General features: G+C 71.8%; 19 protein-coding genes and 1 riboswitch. Of the genes, 15 read left to right on the top strand and 4 right to left on the bottom strand.

The genetic code is table 11. The features are described 5' to 3' along the window. Positions 1 to 8 precede the first annotated feature (8 nt). Together HQ603_RS01250 and HQ603_RS01245 are read left to right on the top strand one after the other, a co-directional pair. Positions 9 to 1,652 carry an MFS transporter gene (locus tag HQ603_RS01250; RefSeq protein ID WP_222682573.1) on the top strand — a complete coding sequence of 548 codons (1,644 nt, stop codon included), beginning with the start codon at positions 9 to 11 and terminating at the stop codon, positions 1,650 to 1,652. Continuing rightward, positions 1,649 to 2,173, top strand: a complete 525-nt coding sequence (locus HQ603_RS01245) for a DUF2771 family protein (protein ID WP_222682572.1) — start codon at positions 1,649 to 1,651, stop codon at positions 2,171 to 2,173. Before HQ603_RS01250 ends, HQ603_RS01245 begins: the two co-directional genes overlap by 4 nt. A 1-nt stretch (position 2,174) precedes the next feature. On the opposite strand, the gene HQ603_RS01240 is transcribed toward HQ603_RS01245, so the two are convergent. Continuing rightward, positions 2,175 to 2,594: a cold-shock protein gene (locus HQ603_RS01240; protein ID WP_222683155.1), complete on the bottom strand. Its 420-nt coding sequence runs from the start codon at positions 2,592 to 2,594 to the stop codon at positions 2,175 to 2,177. 143 nt (positions 2,595 to 2,737) lie between these two features. Between HQ603_RS01240 and HQ603_RS01235 the strand changes: the two genes are divergently transcribed. The 4 genes from HQ603_RS01235 (at position 2,738) to HQ603_RS01220 (ending at position 5,765) form a co-directional block, all read left to right on the top strand. Continuing rightward, complete coding sequence (locus tag HQ603_RS01235) at positions 2,738 to 2,947, top strand: hypothetical protein (RefSeq protein WP_308126298.1); 210 nt, start codon at positions 2,738 to 2,740, stop codon at positions 2,945 to 2,947. A gap of 66 nt (positions 2,948 to 3,013) precedes the next feature. Further along, positions 3,014 to 3,445 carry a YccF domain-containing protein gene (locus HQ603_RS01230; RefSeq protein WP_222682571.1) on the top strand — a complete coding sequence of 144 codons (432 nt, stop codon included), beginning with the start codon at positions 3,014 to 3,016 and terminating at the stop codon, positions 3,443 to 3,445. A 153-nt stretch (positions 3,446 to 3,598) separates the two neighbouring features. Beyond that, positions 3,599 to 4,873: a glycosyltransferase 87 family protein gene (locus HQ603_RS01225; protein WP_222682570.1), complete on the top strand. Its 1,275-nt coding sequence runs from the start codon at positions 3,599 to 3,601 to the stop codon at positions 4,871 to 4,873. A gap of 93 nt (positions 4,874 to 4,966) precedes the next feature. Next, positions 4,967 to 5,170: riboswitch (cyclic di-AMP (ydaO/yuaA leader) on the top strand. Between the two features lie 7 nt (positions 5,171 to 5,177). Beyond that, positions 5,178 to 5,765, top strand: a complete 588-nt coding sequence (locus HQ603_RS01220) for a transglycosylase family protein (RefSeq protein WP_222682569.1) — start codon at positions 5,178 to 5,180, stop codon at positions 5,763 to 5,765. A gap of 85 nt (positions 5,766 to 5,850) precedes the next feature. Here the strand turns inward: HQ603_RS01220 and HQ603_RS01215 are convergent, their stop codons facing one another. Next, entirely contained in the window at positions 5,851 to 6,042 is a 192-nt protein-coding gene (locus HQ603_RS01215) for a hypothetical protein (RefSeq protein WP_222682568.1), read from the bottom strand. A 113-nt stretch (positions 6,043 to 6,155) separates the two neighbouring features. Here HQ603_RS01215 and HQ603_RS01210 point away from each other — a divergent pair, with 113 nt between their 5' ends. The 5 genes from HQ603_RS01210 to HQ603_RS01190 all read left to right on the top strand — a co-directional run bounded on the left by HQ603_RS01210 (position 6,156) and on the right by HQ603_RS01190 (position 13,223). Continuing rightward, entirely contained in the window at positions 6,156 to 8,441 is a 2,286-nt protein-coding gene (locus tag HQ603_RS01210; protein ID WP_222682567.1) for a helicase-associated domain-containing protein, read from the top strand. Positions 8,442 to 8,535: 94 nt separating this feature from the next. Beyond that, on the top strand, positions 8,536 to 10,191 hold the full coding sequence (locus HQ603_RS01205; protein ID WP_222682566.1) for a DNA repair helicase XPB: 1,656 nt from the start codon (positions 8,536 to 8,538) through the stop codon (positions 10,189 to 10,191). Between the two features lie 52 nt (positions 10,192 to 10,243). Continuing rightward, entirely contained in the window at positions 10,244 to 10,930 is a 687-nt protein-coding gene (locus HQ603_RS01200; RefSeq protein WP_222682565.1) for a DUF3239 domain-containing protein, read from the top strand. Continuing rightward, the gene (locus HQ603_RS01195; RefSeq protein ID WP_222682564.1) at positions 10,927 to 12,120 is read left to right on the top strand and encodes a pyridoxal phosphate-dependent aminotransferase; all 1,194 of its coding nucleotides are present in this window, start codon (positions 10,927 to 10,929) and stop codon (positions 12,118 to 12,120) included. The genes HQ603_RS01200 and HQ603_RS01195 overlap by 4 nt, the downstream gene beginning before the upstream one ends. Further along, positions 12,120 to 13,223, top strand: a complete 1,104-nt coding sequence (locus tag HQ603_RS01190) for an AraC family transcriptional regulator (RefSeq protein ID WP_222682563.1) — start codon at positions 12,120 to 12,122, stop codon at positions 13,221 to 13,223. Before HQ603_RS01195 ends, HQ603_RS01190 begins: the two co-directional genes overlap by 1 nt. Here HQ603_RS01190 and HQ603_RS01185 read toward each other — a convergent pair. Next, positions 13,145 to 14,755: a GMC family oxidoreductase gene (locus tag HQ603_RS01185; protein WP_222682562.1), complete on the bottom strand. Its 1,611-nt coding sequence runs from the start codon at positions 14,753 to 14,755 to the stop codon at positions 13,145 to 13,147. The genes HQ603_RS01190 and HQ603_RS01185 overlap by 79 nt on opposite strands. Positions 14,756 to 14,843: 88 nt before the next feature. On the opposite strand from HQ603_RS01185, the gene HQ603_RS01180 reads away from it, so the two are divergent. Then, positions 14,844 to 15,473 carry an alpha-ketoglutarate-dependent dioxygenase AlkB gene (locus HQ603_RS01180; RefSeq protein ID WP_222682561.1) on the top strand — a complete coding sequence of 210 codons (630 nt, stop codon included), beginning with the start codon at positions 14,844 to 14,846 and terminating at the stop codon, positions 15,471 to 15,473. On the opposite strand, the gene HQ603_RS01175 is transcribed toward HQ603_RS01180, so the two are convergent. Further along, on the bottom strand, positions 15,439 to 16,512 hold the full coding sequence (locus tag HQ603_RS01175; protein ID WP_308126297.1) for a 3-deoxy-7-phosphoheptulonate synthase: 1,074 nt from the start codon (positions 16,510 to 16,512) through the stop codon (positions 15,439 to 15,441). The two genes, HQ603_RS01180 and HQ603_RS01175, sit on opposite strands and share 35 nt — an antisense overlap. Positions 16,513 to 16,727: 215 nt before the next feature. Here HQ603_RS01175 and HQ603_RS01170 point away from each other — a divergent pair, with 215 nt between their 5' ends. The 3 genes from HQ603_RS01170 (at position 16,728) to HQ603_RS01160 (ending at position 18,467) form a co-directional block, all read left to right on the top strand. Continuing rightward, positions 16,728 to 17,522 carry a DUF1206 domain-containing protein gene (locus HQ603_RS01170; protein WP_222682560.1) on the top strand — a complete coding sequence of 265 codons (795 nt, stop codon included), beginning with the start codon at positions 16,728 to 16,730 and terminating at the stop codon, positions 17,520 to 17,522. Between the two features lie 61 nt (positions 17,523 to 17,583). Continuing rightward, positions 17,584 to 18,048, top strand: a complete 465-nt coding sequence (locus tag HQ603_RS01165) for a MarR family winged helix-turn-helix transcriptional regulator (RefSeq protein ID WP_222682559.1) — start codon at positions 17,584 to 17,586, stop codon at positions 18,046 to 18,048. After that, positions 18,045 to 18,467 carry an organic hydroperoxide resistance protein gene (locus tag HQ603_RS01160; protein ID WP_222682558.1) on the top strand — a complete coding sequence of 141 codons (423 nt, stop codon included), beginning with the start codon at positions 18,045 to 18,047 and terminating at the stop codon, positions 18,465 to 18,467. Before HQ603_RS01165 ends, HQ603_RS01160 begins: the two co-directional genes overlap by 4 nt. Positions 18,468 to 18,512 lie beyond the last annotated feature (45 nt).

Genomic DNA, 18,512 nt, shown 5'->3' with positions numbered 1-18,512 from the left:
GTAGGACAATGGCACCCGTGACAGGCCAGGGCGGTGACCACCCGCAGAACCCGGAGCGACATCCCGGGTGGGACAACTACTCGCCCGCCGAGCCGCGGACACCTCGCGGCGCGCGGCGGACTCCGCTGCCGCCCCTGCATCCCGTCGGCGGCGAGACCCGGCAGGAGAGCACGGCCGGCCCCAAGCGCCCGACGATGCCGCGCAAGCTCACGGTCACCCGGGTGGCCGCGCTGCGCAGTCGGGAGATCACCGGCAAGGGCATCGCCACCTTCCGTCGGGCCGCGACCGCCGACGGCGCCGACAAGTCCGGCCTGACGGCGCTGACCTACGCCACCATGGTGAACTTCGCGTGCGACGCGGCCATGGCCGTCGCGCTGGCCAACACGCTGTTCTTCTCCGCCGCCACCGGCGAGGACAAGACCAAGGTGGCCCTCTACCTGCTCATCACGATCGCGCCGTTCGCCGTGATCGCGCCGCTCATCGGGCCCCTGCTCGACCGACTGCAACGGGGACGGCGCATCGCGCTGAGCACGTCGTTCGCCGTGCGTGCCGTGCTCGCGGTGGTGCTGGTGTTCGAGTTCGACTCCTGGCTGCTCTACCCGGCCGCCCTCGGGATGATGGTGCTCAGCAAGTCCTTCTCGGTGCTCAAGTCGGCGGTCACGCCGCGCGTGCTGCCGCCGGACATCGACCTGGTGCGGGTCAACTCCCGCCTGACCGTCTTCGGGCTCGTGGGCGGCACCATCACCGCCGGTGCGGTGGCCGGGGCCATCGCCTTCGCGCTCGGGTCGGCGGGCGCCCTGTGGTTCACGTTCGCGCTGACGCTGTTCGGCGCGTGGCTCGCCATGCGGATTCCGTCCTGGGTCGAGGTCACCGAGGGCGAGGTGCCCGCCACTCTCGGCTATCACGCGGAGGCGAGCACCGACGTGATCGGGGTGGAGCCCGCGCCGTCGAAGCGTCGGCAACCGCTGGGGCGCGACGTCCTGACGGGACTGTGGGGCAACGGCACCATCCGGGTGCTCACCGGGTTCCTCACGCTGTACATCGCCTTCGTCGCCAAGTCCAAGACCGAGCACGAGCCCCTGCAGCAGGCCCTCATGCTGGCGCTGGTCGGCGCCGCGGCGGGCCTCGGCAACTTCGCCGGCAACGCTGCGGGCGCGCGCGTGCAGCTGGGTCGGCCGTCGGTGCTGGTGGTGCGCTGCACCGCGGCGGTCGCCGCCGTCGCCGTGCTCGCGGCGATCCTCGACGGTCTCGCGACCGCCGCCGTCGCGGCCCTCGTCGCCGCGGGCGCGAGCGCCCTGGCCAAGGTCTCCCTCGACGCCTCGCTGCAGAACGATCTGCCGCCCGAGTCGATCGCGTCGGGCTTCGGGCGGAGCGAGACGGTGCTGCAGCTGAGCTGGGTGCTCGGCGGCACGCTGGGTGTGCTGCTGCCCACCGAGTACCGGTTCGGTTTCACCGTGGTCGCGGTGATCCTTACGATCGGGCTCGTGCAGACACTTCTGACCCACCGCGGGACGTCGATGCTCCCCGGATTCGGCGGCAACCGGCCCGTGCGCGCGCGTCAGGAGGTGGCGCATCCCGACGTCCACCCGACGTCCGACCCGCGCCCGACGTCCGACACCCGCCCGACGTCCGACGACGGCGTGGCGCGATGACCGGCCGCGGCTCGCGACGTCTGCTTCTGCTCCTCGGCGCCCTGGTCGCGGTGGTCGGCGTCGCCTTCGTGGTAGTCGTCGGCCGCGCGATCGTGGACGCGCCGGACCGGGTCCCGCGCGTCTCGGCGTTCGCCGACGGACGGTTCGCCGAGGTGGAGCCGTTCCGGTACTGCCCCGTGCAGGAACCGCTGTGCGAGTACGAGGGCACCACGGCCGTCCTCCCGGTCCGCGAGGGGCACCCACTGCAGCTGTCCCTGCCCGGGGAGATCTCGGAGAGCCCCTGGGGCTTCGCCGCGGTCTATCAGAACCCCGAGACCGGCGAGGCCGGCGAGGTCGACGACTACTTCGCCCCGGGCACGCGGAACACGCTCACGGTCGAGCCCACCCGCGACGGACTCGACCTGGTGGGCGTCGAGGTGCGTCTGCCGTCGGGCGTGATCGACGTCGACACCAACCAGGAGGAGATCGTCAGCCACGCGATCTGGTCGATCGCGACCACACCCGAGGGCGCGAGCGACTAGCTCAGCTGTCCAGCTCGCGGGCGACCGCGCGGACCACCTCGGAGATCTTCTGGGCGGTCTTGCGGTCCGGGTAGCGGCCCTTGCGCAGCTCCGGCTGCACCGTCGCCTCGAGCAGGGTGATCATGTCCTCGACCATGCCGTGCAGCTCGTCGGGCGAGTGCCGCTTGGCGGCGGCGTCCTTGCGGGCCGCGGCCGCGGCGTTCTGACGCAGCGACGGGGTGGGATCGAGCACCGTGAGCGAGAGCGCCTGCGGTCCGCGCCGCCCGGCGGCCATGCCGAACTCCACGCGCTGGCCGGCCTTGAGGGACTCCACACCCGCCGGCAGCGCGGACGCACGGACGTAGACGTCCTCGCCCTCGTCCTGCGCGAGGAAGCCGAAGCCCTTGTCGACGTCGTACCACTTCACCTTGCCGGTCGGCACCGCTGTCACCCGTTCGTCTCGTCGTGTTCCGTGTGGTCGTGCGCTGCTGCGCAACGACAAAGCGCGCCTCACGCGCCGACCGGGGTCGGCGGGAAGACGCGACTGCGGATCATGGTACTCCGGCCCCGACTACGCTCTGCCGCGTGACCGCACCGACCCGTACTCCCCCGTTGCTCCTCGCCGCGCTGACCAGCTTCGGCCTCGGTGTCCTCGCGATCGCGTCGATGTTCGTGATCATGCTGGTGTCGGACGTATCCCCCGGCATCTGGCTCTACCTCGCCGCGATGCTGTGCCCTCTGGGACTGCTGCTGGGCGTGGTGCACGCGCTGCGCTCCGGTCGTCGCGCCCGCTGAGACGCCCCCCCCGGCGCGCCCCGTGACACGCCGACCGACGCGCTCGCAGACCGGCATACTGGACGAATGCGACTGCTGCTGAACGTCATCTGGCTGATCTTCGGCGGGCTCTGGCTCGCGATCGGATACTTCCTGGCCGGCATCGTCTGCTGCATCCTGATCGTCACCATCCCGTTCGGCCTGGCCGCGTTCCGCATCGGTGCGTACGCCCTCTGGCCGTTCGGCCGCACGGTGGTGGATCGCCCGACGGCGGGGGTCGCGTCGGTGATCGGCAACGTCGTCTGGTTTCTCGTGGCCGGCATCTGGCTCGCGATCGGGCACGTCGTCACCGCCGTCGCGATGGCGATCACCATCGTCGGCATCCCGCTGGCACTGGCGAACCTCAAGCTGATCCCGGTCTCGCTCATGCCGCTGGGAAAAGACATCGTCAACGCCGACGTGTACGGGCCGGGCGCGGTGCGGCCCGGACCGGGGTACGAGAAGGGTCGCGTCGGGTAGGTGAGGACGGGGTCGGCCGCGCCGTCGCGCTGCGCGAGAAACCCGCACGTACGGTCTAGAGTGCTGTGCGTGATACCGAAGTCTTCGTCGATCCGTACCTTCGAATCACATCGACTCTTCGTCGCGGCGACCCTTGTCGGGGCGGTCGTCGCCGTGATCGCGCACGATCGTCTGATCCCGTTCGACGTGCCCAAGTTCGGCCTCTTCCGGTTCGGCATCGACGCGCTGGTCTACCGCGCCGGCGGCGCCACCGTGTGGACGTCGGAGCCGCTGTACGCGTACGACCTGATCGGTGAACTCCCCTTCACCTACCCGCCGTTCGCCGCCGTCGTCTTCGCTCCGCTCGGCCTGGTCTCGGAGGCGACGACGCACCTGATCTTCTGGCTCGGCAACCTCGCGTTGATCTACCTGATCGTCCGGTACTGCTGGATGCACCTCGGCTTCCGCGACGATCGCAGCCTGCGCGTGGTCAGCGCCGCCCTCACGGTGATCGTCACCTGGCTCGAGCCGGTCCGCATGACCATCTGGCTGGGACAGATCAACCTGGTCCTGCTGGCCCTGGTCCTCTTCGATCTCGGCCGCGGCGAGCGCAGCCGGCTGCGCGGCATCGGGGTGGGCATCGCGACCGGCATCAAGATGACCCCGGGCCTGTTCCTGGTCCACCTCGCGCTGACCCGCCAGTGGCGGGCCCTCGCCACGGCGGCGGCCACCGCCGCCGCGACCGTCGCCGTCGGATTCGTCGTGCTGTTCTCGGACGCGGCGCAGTACTGGTTCGGCGCGATCTCCGACTCCTCGCGCATCGGGGACATCACGTCCGGCGCCAACCAGTCCCTGCGGGCGTCGGTGCCGCGCTGGTTCGGGCTCGCCGAGCCCAGCACCCTCCTGTGGATCCTGGTGGCGGGCGTCGTCGGCGTCGCGGGGCTGCTCGTCGCCGCGGCCGCGCACCGGCGCGGCCTGCCTCTGCTGGGCCTGATCGTCTGCGGCCTGACGGCCCCGCTGGTCTCACCGTTCTCCTGGGGTCATCACTGGGTGTGGCTGCTGCCGTTGTTCGTGGTCTGCCTGGACGTGGCCCTGCGCGCGACCTCGCCGCTCGCGTGGCTGCTGCCGGCCGTCGCCGCGCTGCCCCAGATCGCCTGGTTCTGGGTCGCTCCGGACGACGTGTACGCCATCGGCACGTTCATGTTGCCGCCGTCGTCCCGGCTCGAGGCCGTCGCGTTCCAGACGGTGTACCCGACCACCGGGGTCCTCGTGATCGTCGTGGTCGCCCTGCTGCTCAAGTTCTGTGACTTCCCTCACATCACGAGTCGGTCACGGACCGATGACGAGACGGGTGTCGACGCCCCCGTGCGCTCTCATCTGCAGGAACCCGTACCCACTCCTCACAAGGGTGCGCCGACGCGCCGACCAGCGGACGTTATGGAACGGTGACATCACCGCCCGTTTCGTAATAGTGTCCCCTTCGGCCGGAACAACCACGGCCCGTTCGACCCGCCGCGCCAAACCTCGTCCCGCGGGATTTCGAACGTACGTCCGCAGACCGTCCAGGGACGAGGGCGGGGGACCCACACGTCCTTCGTAGATGACCGGCCGCCGCCGCACCCCACCGGGAGCGGCACGGCCTCGGGGTGAAGCCTCGTCCGTTCCAAGCCGGGAACGACGCGAGGCCGGGCTACCTCTCAGCCCGAATCCGACAGCTGACCTCGCAGGCGCGTGTGGAGAGGAAACAACAGACATGGGACGTCACCGCAAGCCGAGCACCACGGGCAAGACCGTCGCCAAGGTCGCCGTCACCGGCGCACTGGTCGGCACCGCCGGCATCGCCTTCAGCGGCACCGCCACCGCGGCACCCGACTCCGACTGGGACCGTCTCGCGCAGTGCGAGGCGGGCGGCAACTGGGGCATCAACACCGGCAACGGCTTCCAGGGCGGGCTGCAGTTCTCCCCGAGCACCTGGACCGGACACGGCGGCGGCGAGTTCGCTGCCACCGCCAACCAGGCCTCGCGCGAGCAGCAGATCGTCGTCGCCGAGCGCGTCCTCGAGTCGCAGGGCTGGGGCGCCTGGCCGTCCTGCTCTTCCAAGCTCGGCCTGTCGAGCGCGCCGACGCAGCGCGACGCACCGGCACAGTCGGCGCCCGCCCCGGCACCCGCGCTGCCCGACCTGACCAGCGTCCCCTCCACCGAGCAGGCGCTGCAGGGCCTGACCGACGTGGTGCGCACCATCACCGACGACCCCAACGTGATCGAGTTCGTGCGCTCCGCCGCCGCCGATCCGCAGGTGGCGTCCTTCCTGGCCGCCAACCAGAGCCTGCTGCCGCGCTGATCGCAGCCCGAACACCGCGAAGGCCCCCCACCGACAGGTGGGGGGCCTTCGTCGTGGTCGAGCAGTGTGTCGGTGGAGCGGGAACTCAGCGGTTGATGACGGTGTGCGGATGCGCGTAGGGCAGCGACTCCGGCGGCAGCGGGAACTCGATCTCCTCGCCGTAGGGAGAGAGATTGCCCGCGCGGGCCGAGGTCAGTTCCGTGACCGCGTGGTCGTCGTCGCCGGCGCCCTGCGGCCAGCCCGGATCGATGTACCGCTTCTTCTCGTTCTTCGCCATACCTCATTCTGGCATCGACCGACCGCGGCGTGGGTAACGACCCGGTCACTCCCGCCCGGCGACGGACCGGCCCCGGCCGGGCGTGTCGCCCCCACGATCTACGCTCGACGACGATGAGCACCGATTCCGGCGACCCGCCCACGCTCGCGGACTGGCTGGCCGCGCGCAGCGACGCCGAGCTGGGCGAGCTGCTACGCCTGCGCCCCGACCTCACGGTTCCGCCGCCCGCGACGTTCGACATCCTCGCCGTGCGTGCCGAGCAACGCGCCTCGGTGCTGCGGGCGGTCGAGGACCTGGACACGCCCACCCTCACGGTGCTCGAGCTGGTGCTCTTCGAGCAGGGCGACACCACGGCGGTTCCGCGTCGACGCCTCGACGCGCTGGTGGCCAAGCGGACCACCAAGAAGGCGGTCGACGCCGCCCTGGACACCCTGCGCACCCTCGCCCTGATCCGCGGGACGACGGACCTGCAGACGGTGCCCGCCGCGCGGGACGCCCTGCCGTGGCGGGTGGGCCGCTTCGTGACGGCCGATCGCACCCTGACCGAGGAGTCAGTCACCGCCGCGCTCGAGCAGATCGACGAGCGCAAGCGGGAGTTGCTCACCACGCTGTCCCGCTCGAGCAACCTCGGGCGCACGCGGGACGCCGCACCGGGCACCCCGCCGGACCGCCCGGTGCAGCAGCTGCTCACGGCCGGCCTGCTCGGGCGCGTCGACCACGAGACGGTCGAGCTCCCGCAGCAGGTGGGGCAGGTCCTGCGCGGGGAACCGGTCTCGGACCCGACGCAGCTGACCCCGCCGGACGCCGAGCGGACCGTGCAGAACCCCCGTGACGTGGACGCGGCCGCCGCGGGCGAGGCGCTCGAGCTGCTGCGGCTGTGCGAGAACGTGCTGGCCACGCTGGGCAGCGCCCCGGCCCCCGCCCTCAAGGCCGGCGGGCTCGGCGTCCGTGAGCTGCGCCGCGTCGCCAAGGCCTGCGACCTGGACGAGACCCGCACCGCCCTGCTGGTGGAACTGCTGTCCGCCGCCGGCCTGCTGGCGTCGGGCATTCCCGAGCCGTCGCCCGCGTCCGACACCGACGATCACTGGGCGCCCACGTCGGCCGCCGACGCGTGGCTCGCCTCCCCGCCGGCGACGCGGTGGGCGGCGCTGGCCGGGGCGTGGCTGGATCTCCCGCGCCTGCCGTGGTCCATCGGTATGCGCGACGCGACCGACAAGCCGATCGCCGCACTGTCCGACGAGGCCCGGTCCGTGGCCGCACCACGCGATCGACGGGTGGTGCTCGGTGTGCTCGCCGACCTCGACCCCGGCGTCACCATCGCCACCGACGACGTGGTCCGGGCCGCGACGTGGCGTCGACCGCGCCTCGCCGGCCGGCTCACCCGGCACGCGGTCTCCCGCTACCTTGAGGAGGCGTCGACCCTCGGCGTTCTCGGCCGCGGAGCGGTGTCGTCGCCGGGACGCGCGCTGCTCGCCGACGCCGACCGGGACGCCGCCGCGGCCGCCATGGCCGCGGCCCTGCCGGACCCCATCGATCACGTCCTGGTCCAAGCGGACCTCACCGTCGTCGCCCCCGGGCCGCTGACCCCCGAGCTCGCCCACACCATGGCCACGGTCGCCGACATCGAATCCGCCGGCGCCGCCACGATGTACCGCGTCGACGAGAGCACGCTGCGCCGCGCGTTGGACGCCGGGATGTCCGCCGCGCAGCTGCACGGCTTCTTCTCGACGCGGTCCCGCACCCCCGTCCCGCAGGCCCTGACCTACCTGATCGACGACGTCGCCCGGCGGCACGGGCGTCTGCGCGTCGGCATCGCGTCGTCGTTCGTCCGGTGCGAGGACCCCGCCCTGCTCGCGGAGGTGCTCGCGTCCCCGGCCGCCGAGGCGCTCGCGCTCCGCGCGCTCGCCCCCACCGTGGCGGTGTCGCAGGCTCCGCTCGGCGACGTGCTCGAGGCACTGCGCGGCGGCGGTTTCGCGCCCGCGGGCGAGGACTCGTCGGGCACCATCGTCGATCTGCGTCCCCGCGGCGCGCGCGTGCCCGTCCGCCGGAACCGCTCGGCGTACCGCACCCCGGTGGTCCCGACGGCGGACCAGCGGGGCCGTCTCGTCGCCGAGATGCGGGCGGGCACCAAGGCCGCGACGGCGCGACGCAGCGAGGGCGTCCGGGCCGACGGCACCCGCGCGAGCGGTGCGGCCACCATCTCCCTGCTGCAACGGGCGGCGATCTCCCGCGCGGCGGTGACCATCGGGTACGTCGACGCCGCGGGGGTCTCGAGCGAGCGCGTCGTCGCCCCGGTCAGCGTGGGTGGCGGGCGCCTCGACGCCTGGGACGAGGACGCCGGCACGATGCGTCGGTTCACGCTGCACCGCATCACGTCGGTGGCGCTGGTCGACCGGTGATCGGTCACACCCTCGTCGCCCGCCCGGACACGGGCACAATGGAGTGGTTGCGCCGAGACCGGTCGTGGTCACGGCGCGGGAGGAGAGTGCAGCAGTGACCGACGGACCGCTCATCGTCCAGTCCGACAAGACGCTCCTGCTCGAGGTGGACCACGAGCTCGCCCCGCAGGCACGCGCCGCCATCGCCCCGTTCGCGGAACTCGAACGCGCACCGGAGCACGTCCACACCTACCGGGTCACCCCGCTCGCGCTGTGGAACGCGCGCGCCGCCGGGCACGACGCCGAGCAGGTGGTCGACGCCCTGGTCACCCACTCCCGGTACGCCGTGCCGCAGCCGCTGCTGGTCGACGTCGTCGACACGATGGCGCGGTACGGCCGACTGCAGTTGGTGAAGTCGCCGGTGCACGGGCTGTGCCTGGTGAGCCTCGACCGGGCCGTGCTCGAGGAGATCCTGCGGCACAAGAAGATCGCGCCCATGCTCGGCGGGCGGGTCGACGAGGACACCGTGCTGGTCCATCCGAGCGAGCGCGGCCGCCTCAAGCAGATGCTGCTCAAGGTGGGCTGGCCCGCCGAGGACCTCGCCGGGTACGTCGACGGCGAGGCCCACCCGATCGACCTGGACTTCACCGGCGGTCACTGGGAGCTGCGCGACTACCAGCAGATGGCGACGGACTCGTTCTGGGCCGGCGGGTCCGGCGTCGTGGTGCTGCCCTGTGGGGCCGGCAAGACCATGGTCGGCGCGGCCGCCATGGCCAAGGCGCAGGCCACGACGCTCATCCTGGTCACCAACACCGTGGCCGGTCGGCAGTGGAAGCGCGAGTTGATCGCACGGACCTCGCTGACCGAGGAGGAGATCGGCGAGTACTCCGGCGAGCGCAAGGAGATCCGTCCGGTCACCATCGCGACGTATCAGGTCATCACGCGGCGCACCAAGGGCGAGTACAAGCACCTCGAGCTGTTCGACTCGCGCGACTGGGGCCTGGTGATCTACGACGAGGTGCACCTGCTGCCCGCGCCGGTGTTCCGGATGACGGCCGACCTGCAGTCCCGCCGTCGGCTCGGCCTCACCGCGACGCTGGTCCGCGAGGACGGGCGCGAGGGCGACGTGTTCTCCCTCATCGGACCCAAGCGGTACGACGCCCCGTGGAAGGACATCGAGGCGCAGGGCTGGATCGCGCCGGCCGACTGCGTCGAGGTGCGGGTGACGCTCACCGACGCCGAGAGGATGGCGTACGCCGTGGCGGAGCCGGAGGAACGGTACAAGCTGTGCTCCACCGCGCACACCAAGATCGCCGTGGTGAAGTCGATCCTGGACAAGCACCAGGACTCGCCGACGCTGGTGATCGGTGCGTACCTCGACCAGTTGGACGAGCTCGGCGAGGCGCTGGACGCCCCCGTCATCCAGGGGTCGACCAAGAACAAGGAGCGCGAGGTGCTCTTCGATGCGTTCCGGCGCGGCGAGATCAGTCGGCTCGTGGTCAGCAAGGTGGCCAACTTCTCCATCGACCTGCCCGAGGCGTCCGTCGCGGTCCAGGTGTCCGGCACCTTCGGGTCCCGGCAGGAGGAAGCCCAGCGCCTCGGGCGTCTGCTGCGCCCCAAGCACGACGGCGGGCAGGCGCACTTCTACTCGGTGGTCTCGCGCGACACCCTCGACGCGGAGTACGCCGCGCACCGGCAGCGATTCCTCGCCGAGCAGGGCTACGCCTACCGGATCACCGACGCCGACGACTTGCTGGGACCGGCGATCTGACCGTTCTGGCAGGATCGTGGATCGACCGAACGACACGAGGAACGGCGATCGAGTGCGGCATTTCGAGTTTGCGGTGGACCACGGGCACGCCAAGGCGGTGAACGAGACGCTGGGCGACGTCCGTCGTCTCCGGGTGTCGTCGATCGTCGTCGGCCTGCTGTTCACGGCCGGCGCGGTCTGGCTCTACCTCCAGCACTCCCCCTGGGCGTACATCCTCGCCGCCGTGCTCGCGGTGGCCGCGGTGATGTCGCTGTGGGTGTCGGTGTGGGCGCCCCGCAAGGTGGGTTCCATCGAGGACCTCTACCGGCGTGGGCCGCTGGTCCCCGCGATGGTGTCCGAGACGCGGCCGCGCGGCGCGACGGTGCTGGCGCTCGTCGACATCGCGAAACCCGAGACGACGGTTCCGCACTACGCCCTGGTCGTCCGGAACGTGCGTGCGCTCCCCGGCCACACCCTCACGAAGGGCGAGCGGGTGCCGTCGGTGGCGGTGCTGAGCGACCGCAACACCTCGTCGACCGCCGAGACGTGGCAGCTGGTCAGCCCCATGCCCATCGCCTGGGGCACGCGGGACCGCGGCGTCCTGCGCCGCGCCGTCGACGCCATCGACCCGGTGGAATGGCAGTTGCTGCGCCGCAACCTCGACGTCTCCGAGAAGGTGCGCGGGGCGGAGAACGATCGCATGCTCATCGACCCGCACGATCTGCCCGCCGAACTCCTCGAGCGGGGCGACGACGCATGACCACCGACGCACGGTCCCGCACCGTCCCCCGCCTGCGCCCCTTCGCCTCCACCGTCTTCGCCGAGATGACGGCCCTCGCCGGCCGGTACGACGCCGTCAATCTCGGCCAGGGATTCCCCGACACCGACGGCCCCCCGCGCATGTTGGAGGTGGCGCGCGAGGCCATCGCGTCGGGACTCAACCAGTACCCGCCGGGACCGGGTATGCCGGTGCTGCGCCACGCCGTCGCCGACGATCGCCGACGCCGCTACGGCCAGGACCTCGACCCCGACACCGAGGTGCTGGTCACCGTGGGCGCCACCGAGGCGATCAGCGCCACGATGCTCGCACTCGTCCAGCCGGGTGACGACGTCCTGCTGATCGAGCCGTACTACGACTCCTATGCAGCGGCGGTCGCCCTCGCCGGCGCGACCCGGCGGACGGTGCCGCTGGTGCCGGACGGTGACGGGTTCGTCCTCGACGTCGACGCGCTCCGCGCCGCGGTCACCCCGGCGACCCGTCTGATCGTCGTCAACTCACCGCACAATCCCACCGGCACCGTGCTCTCGCGCGCCGAGCTCACGGCGATCGCGGAGGTCGTCGTCGAGCACGATCTGATCGCGCTCACCGACGAGGTGTACGAGCGGCTGGTCTTCGACGACGCCGAGCACGTCCCGCTGGCGACGCTGCCGGGCATGGCGGACCGCACGATCACGGTCTCCAGTGCGGCCAAGACCTTCAACGCGACCGGGTGGAAGACGGGCTGGGCGTGCGGCCCGGAGCCGCTGATCGCGGCGGTCAGGACGGCCAAGCAGTTCCTCACCTTCGTCGGCGGTGCGCCGTTCCAGCCCGCGGTGGCGCACGCCCTCACCGAGGAGAGCGCCTGGGTGGAGTCGCTGCGCACCGACCTGCAGCGCAAACGCGACCTGCTGTCCGCGGCGCTGACCGACGCCGGGTTCGGGGTGAAGCGCAGCGCGGGAACGTATTTCGTGTGCGCCGACATCGCACCCCTGGGCGAGACGGACGCCGATGCGTTCTGCCGGGCGCTGCCCGAGCGCATCGGGGTGGTCGGGGTACCGGTCGACGCGTTCGTCGATCACCGCGAATCCTGGTCCACCCTGGTGCGTTTCGCCTTCTGCAAGCAGGACGAGGTGCTGCGGGACGGTGCGCGTCGCCTCGCCTCCGTGCGACGGGCCGACCGGGCGGACTGATGGAGAACCCGGCGGCACCGACGGTCTCGGTGGAGTTCGTCCGCATCCCCGTGCTGTTGGCCAACCAGACCGGGGTGGACCTGACCTCGTGCCTGCGCGCCGCGGACATCGATCCGCGTGTGCTCGACCGGCCCGACGCCCGGCTCACGGCGGACCAGGTCACCCGGCTGACCCGCGCCCTGTGGCAGATGACGGGCGACGAGCTGATGGGTCTCGGCGCGGAAGCGGTGCGGCGTGGGACCTTTCGGGTGATCTGCCTGACCATGATCCACAGTCCGGACCTCGGGCGGGCGCTGGAGCGCATGGTGGACGTCGCGCGGGTCTTCCCCGGCGTTCCCGGGCTGATGCTGCTGCGCGGCGGCGGCCGGGCGCGGCTCGAACTGGTGCCGACGACGCCGATGATCGCGGCGAGCCTGTCCCCGGAGGCGGCTGCGGCGGCCACGCGCCTGCAGGCCGAGTTCCTCCTGATCCTCTGGCATCGCTTCTCCGCGTGGCTGATCGGCCGGCGCCTCAAGCCCACCGCGGTGCACCTGCCGTTCCCCGAGCCGGCCTTTCCGTCCTGGCGCACCTACGACGACATCTTCGGCGTGCACGTGACGTTCGACGCCGAGGTCGGCGCCCTCGAGTTCGACGAGGCGCTGCTCGCGTCGCCACTGGTGCGGAACGAGGCCGACCTCGAGGACTATCTCCGCGAATCGCCGAATCTGCTGTATTCCGAACGGGATTACGGCTCGTCGGCGTCCGCGGTGGTGCGCCGCGCGCTCGCCCTCGGGGCGTCGGGACGGGCGACGAGCACCGCGGACATCGCCGCGATGCTCTCGATCAGCGTTCCCCATCTGCGGCGCGTGCTGCGCCAGGAGGGCACCTCACTGGGGCGCCTCCGCGAGGACGTGCTGCGCGACGCCGCCATCGCCGGGCTCGAACGCGGCGAGACCGCCGAGGAACTCTCCGCCCGGCTCGGGTTCTCCGAGCCGAGCGCGTTCCGCCGCGCGTTCAAGCGGTGGACGGGGCGGACGCCCGGGTCCTACCGGGACCGCGACGGCACGAGCTCGGACAGCACGAACTCCGACGCTTTCTCCCCGATCACCACCGACGGGGCGTGAGTGTGACCGCGGATGATCGACGGCATCACCGACGCGTCCGCGACCCGCAGTCCCTCGATTCCCCGCACCCGTAGCCGCGGGTCGACGACGGAGGCGTCGTCGGACCCCATCCGGCACGTGCCGACGGGGTGGTAGAGCGTGTGGGACATGGTGGTCAGCGACTCGTGCACGATGTCGTCCATCGACGCGCCGTCCCGCACCACCGGCCGCACCAGATCACCCAGGCGCGAGCGCAGCGGCTCGGTGGTCGCGATCTCGGCGCAGCGGTGCAGCCCCGCCGTGAGGGCGGCGCGGTCGATGCCGTCGGGGTCGGACAGGTAGCGCGGATCGACCACCGGCTTGTCCGTCGGACGCGCGGACCGGAGGGAGATCGTGCCGCGGGAGACGGGCTTGAGCAGGATGGCCGCGAGGATCGCGGCGTGCGCGGTCGCGGGCACGAGCCCCTCGTCGAAGAAAGGCGCCGGGGCGAACAGCAGTTCCAGGTCCGGCAGGTCCAGCGAGTCGCGGCTGCGGACGAAGCCGTAGGCCTCGGCCACGTTGGAGGTGAGCATGCCGCGGCGGCGAGCCAGGTAGTTCACCAGCTGCGGCACCTTCTCGGCCTCGAACAGCGTGTCGGACTGCACGCCGTATCCCAGGGCCGAGACCAGGTGGTCGAGCAGGTTCTGCCCCACCTCGGGACTGTCCCGCACCACGTCGATGCCGTGTTCGCGCAGGTGCGCCGCCGCCCCGATTCCGGAGAGCATGAGCAGTTGGGGGGTGTTGACCGCGCCGCCGGACAGGATGACCTCCCGGCGCGCCCGCACGACCTGCCGGCGTCCCTCGCGCTCGTACTCGACGCCGACCGCGCGGGTACCGTCGAACACCACCCTGGTGGCGTGCGCCCCGGTGATCACGTCGAGGTTGCGCCTGCTGGCGGCCGGCCGCAGATAGGCGTCCGCGCAACTGAACCGCGCGCCGCGCTTCTGGTTCACCATGGTCTGCGTCATGCCCTTGGGCGTGGGCAGATTGGCGCGCTCGGTCGACAGGCCGAGCGCGGCGGCCGCCTCGAGGTAGGCGGCGGTGATGGACCGGGGACTGCGTTGCGACGAGACGTGCAGCGGACCACCGCGCCCCTCGTCGTTCTCCGTGGCACCCTCGATGTTCTCGATGCGGCGGAACACCTCCACCACCGACTCGAACGACCAGTCCGGCCCGGCGGCCTCGGCCCACTCGTCGTAGTCGGCGGCGAACCCGCGGACCCACATCATCGCGTTGATCGACGACGAGCCGCCCAGCATCTTCCCGCGCGGCCAGAAGATGCGTCGGCCGGCCAGCTCGGGCTGGGGTTCGGTGTCGTAGTTCCAGTCCACTTCCGACCGGAACAGCTTGGAGAACCCGGCGGGGATGTGGACGAACTTGTTCTTGTCCTCCGGTCCCGCCTCCAGCAGCACCACGTCGATGTCCGATGCTGCGCTCAGCCGGTTGGCGAGCACGCAGCCCGCGGATCCGGCACCGACGACGACGTAGTCCGCGATGCGGGTGGTCTCGACCATGTGCCGAGTGTGCACTCTCCCCGCAGTCGCGGACCCCGGAATCGACGGATACGAACACGTGTTCGACGGCAGGCGTACGCTGACGGGCATGACGTACGCGCTGCAGGCGTCGCTGTTCGACGACGCCGACTCGGGGCCGAGCCTCGCGTCCCTGTCCGGTGCCCGCCGCACGCACCTCGGCGACGGCGCCTGGATCGACCTGCTCCCCGGGTGGATGAGCGGGTCCGACGCGGTGTTCGACGCGCTGGTCGCCGACGTGCCGTGGCGCACGGAACGTCGCCCGATGTACGACCGGGTGGTCGAGGTGCCCCGCCTGGTCTCGTTCTTTCCCGATCCGGACCGTCTTCCCCACTCGGCGCTGCGCGACGCGCGTACGGCCCTCGACGGGCACTATCGCGCCGAGCTCGGCGAGGACTTCGCCACGGCGGGGCTGTGTTTCTACCGCGACGGCCGGGACAGCGTGGCCTGGCACGGCGACGACGTCGGTCGCGGCGCCACGGAGGACACGATGGTCGCCATCCTCTCGCTCGGCGCGGCGCGGTCCCTCCTGCTGCGCCCCCGCGGCGGCGGACCGTCGCGGCGGTGCGCACTGGGCCACGGTGATCTGGTGGTGATGGGCGGCTCCTGCCAGCGCACGTGGGAGCACTGCGTGCCCAAGTCCACCAGACCGATTGGCCCGCGGATCAGCGTGCAGTTCCGCCCGCACGGCGTGCGCTGACGGCGTCCGCCAACGTCACCATCGCGCGCTCGGTCTGCTCCCACCCGAGGCACGCATCCGTGACCGACTGCCCGCGCACCATCGCCGACGGATCGGCCGACAGGTCCTGCCGGCCCTCGACCAGGAAGCTCTCGATCATCACGCCCGCGACGGCGCGGTCGCCCCGCGCGATGCGCCGAGCGAGATCGGTGACGACGTCGCGCTGACGCCGGTGATCCCTCGCGCTGTTGCCGTGGCTGGCGTCGACGACCACCCGCGGCGCCGCCCCGACCGCGTCCAGACGTGCCACCGCGTCCGCGACGGAAGCAGCGTCGTAGTTCGGGCCGGACGCGCCGCCGCGAAGAATCACGTGGGCGTCGGCGTTGCCCGCGGTGGCGACGAGGGCCAGCCGACCGTCGTCGTCGACCCCCGGATGGACGTGGGGCGCCGAGGCCGACCGGACGCCGTCGACGGCCACCTGCACGCCACCGTCGGTGCCGTTCTTGATGCCGACGGGCATAGGGAGTCCGCTGACCAGCTGCCGATGGATCTGACTCGCGGCGGTACGGGCGCCGATGGCTCCGTAGCTCACCAGGTCCGCCAGGTGCGGGGCGAGCATCGGGTCGAGGAACTCGGTCGCCACCGGCAGCCCTCGGTCGATCACCCCGACGAACAGCGCACGGGCGGTGGACAATCCGGCGTTCAGATCGTGCGAGCCGTCCAGCCGGGGGTCGGAGAGCAGCCCCTTCCAGCCCACCGTGGTGCGCGGCTTCTCGACGTAGACGCGCATCGTCACCAGCAGGTGGTCCGCGAGGTCCGCCGCCAGCGGGGCGAGCCGCTCGGCGTACTCGAACGCCGCCGGGACGTCGTGCACGGAGCACGGGCCGACCACGACCGCGAGGCGGTCGTCGTCACCGCGCAGGGTCCGCCGCAGAGCGGACCGAGCGTCGTCGACGCGGGCGGCCGCGGCCGCCGACAGCGGAACGGCGCGGCGCAGATCGCGGGGAGAGGGCAAGGGCACGGCGGCCAGGCGCGGGGCCTGGTCGAGCAGAACGGTCACGGTGGAGTCCTCAGGGGGAAGGACCGGACACGACCGGGTCGCACACGCCGAGCGCGAGCCGGTTCAGCCGGCTCGTCGGGTGGGAAGGGGTCAGCGCAGCAGTTCGCCGACCGTGCCCCCGAGGGCCGGCCTGTCGAACCAAAAATATGCTCGCTGCACGGATCGGACAGTACACGACGGGTGTCGACGGGCACCGCGCGTGGAAGGATCGGTGAATGACGGCCTCGGGTACCTCCTCGCTTTCCCGCATGCAGCGCAGCACGGCCTTCGAGCGCGCGGCGCGCGCCGGTCACGCAGTCAGCGGCGTCCTGCACCTGCTGATCGGGTGGATCACCATTCGCCTCGCGTTCGGGCAGGGCGGCAATGCCGACCAGTCCGGGGCGCTGGCGGAGCTCGCGTCGAAACCCGGTGGGCGCGCGGCACTCTGGGTCGCCGTCGTCGCCTTCGTGGCGTTGGCGCTGTGGCGCGTGACGGAGGCGGTGGTCGGCAAGAAGCGCGAGTCGGGATCGGACACCGGCGATCGCCTGAAGGCGGCGGCACTGGCCGTCGTCTACCTGGCGTTCGCGTGGTCCGCGTTCGGCTTCGCCCGCGGATCGGGTCGGTCGAGCGGGGAACAGAACGCGGGCATCACGGCCCGCCTGATGCAGTCGACGCCGGGCAAGGGCGTGCTGCTGATCGCCGCCGCCGTGATCGTGGGAGTGGGCGTCTACCACGTCTACAAGGGGGTCTCGACGAACTTCCGCGACGACCTCGACGGGCCCGTGGGACGCGGCGTGACGTGGCTCGGTATCGCCGGGTACACCGCGAAGGGAATCGCCCTCGCCGGGGCCGGTCTGCTGGTCGCCATCGCCGTCTTCACCTCGGACCCCACCAAGTCCACGGGTCTCGACGGCGCGGTGAAGACCCTCGGTGCGCAGCCCTACGGGCAGGTCCTGCTCGTCCTCGCCGGGGTCGGGATCGGGCTGTACGGCCTCTACGCCTTCGTGCTCGCGCGGCGCGCCACGATGTGACGGGTGGGGCCGGCTCCCGCAATTGGTTGTGCACAACTGAATTGTGCGCTACTTTGTTGGTGTGAACGACGTCCTCGCCCTCGACGAGCAGCTCTGCTTCGCGCTGTACTCGGCATCGCGGGCCACCACGGCGGCCTACCGGCCGCTGCTGGAGCCGATGGGGCTGACGTACCCGCAGTACGTGGTGATGCTCGCGCTCTGGGAGCACGACGGCGCGTCGGTCCGGGAGCTCGGCGACCGCCTGGCCCTCGACTCCGGCACCCTGTCTCCGCTGCTCAAGCGCATCGAGAGCCTCGGCCTGATCACGCGTCGACGCGACAGCGCCGACGAGCGTCGGGTCGGCATCCAACTCACCGACGCGGGACGGGCCCTGCGCGAGCAGGCCCTGCCGGTGCCCGAGTGCATCGCCCGGCAGTCCGGCCTCACCGCCGAGGAGGGCGCGCAGTTCGTGCGCCTGCTCCGACGCGTGGCGACGTCGCTTCGCACGCCCGACCCCGACCCCGACACGACGGAGGAATCCCGATGAAGACGCTCTACACCGCAGAAGCCCTGGCCACCGGCGACGGCCGCAACGGCCACGGCCGCACCACCGACGGACGCATCGACGTCGACCTCGCCACCCCGAAGGAGCTCGGCGGCGCCGGCAACGGCACCAACCCCGAGCAGCTCTTCGCCGTCGGCTACGCGGCCTGCTTCCACTCGGCGCTCCGCCTGGTCGCCGGGCAGCAGAAGGCCGACGTCTCCGACTCCTCCGTCGGCGCCAAGGTGAACATCGGCCCGAACGACGCGGGCGGTTTCCAGCTCTCCGTCGAGCTCGAGGTGACTCTGCCGAACCTCGACCACGACACCGCGCAGGCCCTTGCCGACAAGGCGCACGAGGTGTGCCCGTACAGCAACGCCACCCGCGGCAACATCGACGTGACGGTCACCGTCACCGACGACTGAGCGACGGTCACCGTCACCGACGACTGAGCGACGGTCACCGTCACC

Origin of the sequence: Rhodococcoides corynebacterioides, from assembly GCF_019834675.1 — a bacterium.
GTDB classification, from domain to species: domain Bacteria; phylum Actinomycetota; class Actinomycetes; order Mycobacteriales; family Mycobacteriaceae; genus Rhodococcoides; species Rhodococcoides corynebacterioides_A.
Note: the sequence above shows the minus strand (reverse complement) of the source record. Positions and strands in the feature narration are given on the sequence as shown.